The sequence below is a fragment of the Sutterella sp. genome, assembly GCF_052272535.1.
Lineage (GTDB): Bacteria > Pseudomonadota > Gammaproteobacteria > Burkholderiales > Burkholderiaceae_F > Sutterella.
In genome coordinates, this window is the sequence record NZ_DAVZJY010000277.1 from 1 (window position 1) to 2,682 (window position 2,682).

Consider the following 2,682-nt stretch of genomic DNA (forward strand, 5'->3'; position numbering starts at 1 on the left):
GGCCGGATCTGCGGGTCGAAGGCCGCCGGGGCGGCCGCAGCCGCATCGGCGCGCTTCGTCCGTTCGGCTGCCGGATAAAAGCGCGGCGTCACTTCGCCCACCGACCGCCCGAATTGCCCGAGCCAGTCCATCAGCGCGGCGGCGCGCACGGCGCCTAGTCCTGGGAAGGTGCGGTGCCAGTTGGGGCCCAGGGCCGCCGCGCACTCGTAGAGGTCCTCGACCGTGACGATTTCCGTCTTCGCGAAGGGGGCCGCCCAGTCGGGCGCAAGGAGCTTCGCGAGCGGATCATCCGCGCGCAGCGTGCGTTCGGGCAAGGTGGGTGAGGCGTCTGACGTAGGAGACATGGCGGAGGGAAGGGCGATGCGTCGGATTCAACCGCCTAATATATACGGACGCTGCAGAGGGCGCTTCCGCGACCGGTTTGAAGCCGCTCCCTCCGGCCCCATGATTTCCATTCCGCCCAACGATTCAGGAACGAGGTCCGTCACATGCCGAGGCGCCCGAGCCCTACGCCGCTTCCGTCCGCTCTTTCGAGCACCCTCCGCCGCAGGTCCGCGCGCCGCATCGGAGCGCTTCTCTGCGGCGTCGTGCTTGCGCTCTCCGGAGCGCTTCCCGCCGCGGCCGCCACAAGCTCCTTCATCGGCATGGGCGCCTCGACGGGCACGCCCTCGGGGGACGTGCAGGCGGCGATCATGCCGGTACTCCACTCGATGGAGGAGCCCGCGAGCGTGCGCGGGGCGCACGTCAACCCCCGCGACCTCTTCAGCGTCCCGGTGACGGCCGCGTTCCCGCGCAAGATGCGCATCGGCATCCAGGCCTCGCTCGGCTTCACGATGCGCGCGAGCTGGCTGAAGTACACCGTCGAGGAGATCCGCTACGTCTTGGGGAGCAACAACGTCGAGATTCTCTGGCTCGACGACCGGTCGTTTGAGCTCGGCGCCGAGAGCCGGCAGCTCGACTTCATCCTCGCCGACGCCGACCGCTTCGCCCTCACGCAGAGCACCGGCGCCTACGAACCGGTGGCGAACTTTCTGCCCATTTCCGCGGGTCGCGCCGAAGACGCGCAGGCGGGCGTCTTCTTCACCCGGCGCGGGCGGTCCCTGTCGTCCCTCGCCTCTTTGGGCGGCTCCGACGTGACCTTGGCGGCCCTCAATTCCGAGCAGCTCGCCGCCTGGAAGGCGCCGGCCGCGCAGATGCATCTCCTCGGCTTCAAGGAGGCGCAGCTCGAGGAGAAGACCACCTTCTACGGCTTCTCGCCCGAAGCGGTGCTCCACGGCGTCCTCTCAGGAGCGCAGACGGCGGGCGTGCTCCCGGCGTGCCTGCTCGAGCAGTTGGAGGGCGAGGGAAAGGTCTCGATCTCCCGGGATCTTTCGATTCTCAGTCCGAGAACGGACGACACGCTGCGGTGCATGCACTCGACCGTCACCTATCCGGGCTGGACCTTCGGCGCCCTGAGCACGGTGGATCCGACCTGGAAGAAGGCGATGACGACGATCCTCTTCTCGACGTCGAGCCTCGCCTACGGCGGCGAATGGGCGCTCCCCGCCGTGAACCGCTCCGTCTACGACCTCTTTTATGAACTCAAGATCGGCCCCTACGAGCACCTCGCCACCTGGAGCCTCAACCGGTTCCTGCGCGAGAAGGCTGAATACCTCGCGCTCGCGCTCCTCGCCGCCTTCCTCATCGTCACCTACGTCGTGAGCCTTTCGATCCTGGTGCGGCGCCGCACGCGCGCGCTCACCGAAGCGCTCGAGGAGCGCGACGTGATCGAAGCGGAGGCCGCGCAGTCGCGCCAGCACATCGCCAATCTCGAGCGCACCGGCATCGTCGGGCAGATGTCCACGATCATCGCGCATGAGTTGAAGCAGCCCCTCGCGGCGATCGTCAACTTCGCCGGAAGCCTCAACCGCCGCACGCAGCAGGGGAAGTTCGACCCGAAGGCCTTCACGTTCGCCCTGGGCGAAATCCTTGCGCAGGCAGAACGCGCCAACGAAATCGTCAACCGCGTGCGCGCCTACGCCAAGCACGACTATCCGCCGAGAAAGGTCGCCGACCTCTACGACGTGGTCGGCAACGCCATCACCACCTTCCGCCGCAGCCGGCAGACGAACGCCGAGGTGATCGTGCGCGTCAACAAGGGTTCGCGCGCCGAGGTGGACGCCTGGGAGATCGAGCTCGCCGTCCTCAACCTCATGAAGAACGCCGCCGACGCGATCTCGGGCGTCGATTCGCCGAGAATCGAGGTGACGCTCGTTCCGCAGGACGAGAAGACCTGGGCGCTCTCGGTGGGCGACAACGGCCCGTATCTCGAGGACGAACAGATCGCCAACCTCTTCAAGCCCCTGCAGACCACGAAGGGGGCGGGCGGCATGGGGCTCGGGCTTTCTATCGTCTCCTCGATCGCCGAGCGTCACGCCGGGCACGTCACGGTCGCGCGCAACGGCGCGTGCGGCCTCAAGTTCACGATCACCTTCCCGCGCGAGCCCGGGCTCGTCGAAGACCTCGCCGACGACATGCTGCCGCCCAAGATGCAGGTCTTCCACGGGGCCCCCGGAGCCTCCGCCGCCGCTGCGGACGCCTCCGCGGCCAGTCGCGGCGCGTCGGGCGAGGCGGTGCGCGAAGGCGTCGAGCGCGCCTGGCCGCGCCCTGAGACCGCCCAGTCGCTCGACAAGGAAAATACGC

2 protein-coding genes are annotated in these 2,682 nt (G+C 68.2%); one reads left to right on the top strand and one right to left on the bottom strand.

Annotated features, from left to right (window positions below; translation table 11 throughout):
• Positions 1–314: phage integrase family protein (locus ACT6Y9_RS10215; protein ID WP_443744452.1), on the bottom strand; the 314-nt coding region annotated here is incomplete at its 3' end.
• Positions 315–488: 174 nt separating this feature from the next.
• Between ACT6Y9_RS10215 and ACT6Y9_RS10220 the strand changes: the two genes are divergently transcribed.
• Positions 489–2,682 (top strand): ATP-binding protein (locus ACT6Y9_RS10220; protein WP_443744453.1); only part of this gene is annotated, 2,194 nt, incomplete at its 3' end.